This window comes from Polaromonas sp. P1_G2, from assembly GCF_056405515.1.
This window is the reverse complement of sequence record NZ_JBFUBY010001363.1, coordinates 1-415: the sequence shown is the minus strand read 5'-3', so window position 1 is coordinate 415 and position 415 is coordinate 1. Positions and strand designations below refer to the sequence as shown.

The following is a 415-nucleotide window of genomic DNA, read 5'->3' as shown; positions in this document are numbered from 1 at the left end:
CCGCCGGGCCGAGGTCGCGCTGCAGCATGCCGAAGAGAAGCTCGAACTGATCGCGATGGCGCACCAGCACGCGCAGCACATCGAGCGCCATGACATTGCCGGAGCCTTCCCAGATGGCATTGACCGGCGCCTCGCGATAGTGCCGCGCGATCGGCCGCTCCTCGACATAACCGCTGCCGCCGAGGCACTCCATAGCCTCGTAGATCAGCGACGGCGCGAGCTTGCACACCCAATATTTGATCACCGGCGTCATGATCCGCTGATAGGCCGCTTCTTCCGGATTGGTAGCCGCATTGTCGAAAGCATGCGCCAGCCGGAAGCACAGCGCCGTTGCCGCCGAAGCGTCCAGCGCCATGTCGGCCACGATACGCGTCATGATCGGCTGGTCGATGAGATTCTTGCCGAACACGGAACG

Annotated in this window: 1 protein-coding gene; it reads right to left on the bottom strand. The window is 63.6% G+C overall.

What is annotated here, in order from left to right; genetic code table 11:
- Nucleotides 1-415 (bottom strand): acyl-CoA dehydrogenase family protein (locus AC1D0P_RS30575; protein ID WP_477680162.1); only part of this gene is annotated, 415 nt, incomplete at both ends.